Origin of the sequence: Streptomyces hazeniae, from assembly GCF_031845485.1 — a bacterium.
Classification (GTDB): Bacteria; Actinomycetota; Actinomycetes; order Streptomycetales; family Streptomycetaceae; genus Streptomyces; species Streptomyces hazeniae.
The window spans coordinates 1-379 of sequence record NZ_JAVREQ010000265.1 but is presented as its reverse complement, the minus strand read 5'-3'; the positions used below and the strand labels follow the sequence as shown (position 1 = coordinate 379).

The following is a 379-nucleotide window of genomic DNA, read 5'->3' as shown; positions in this document are numbered from 1 at the left end:
ACGCGGTCGCCCGTCCCATCTCTGCCTGCTGTTCCTCCACACGCCGGGCGATCAGCGGTGCGGTCAACTGAAGTGCGGACACTACGACGGGACTGCCGATGAGCACGAGCAGGCCCAGCGGCAGGTCGATGCTCCGCAGCACGACGCCGCATACGACTGTGGCGACAACCGCACCGGCGACGCGCGGCAGGTAGTCGATGACGTAGCCGGTTTCATCGGCATCCGTAGACGAAATCGAGAGTAGTTCACCGGCTTTGAAATCCGTTTGGATGCCCAGCGGGTCGAGGAGCTTGGCGCTGATCTCGATGCGCAACAGGTGCGATTCGCGCGCGACCGCATACATCAGCAGCCGGGACCCGAACCGCCACAGAACCGACAG

Annotated in this window: 1 pseudogene; it reads right to left on the bottom strand. The window is 64.1% G+C overall.

The window, feature by feature from the left end:
* Positions 1 to 379, bottom strand: a pseudogene (locus RM572_RS29645) (hypothetical protein); the annotation flags it as partial.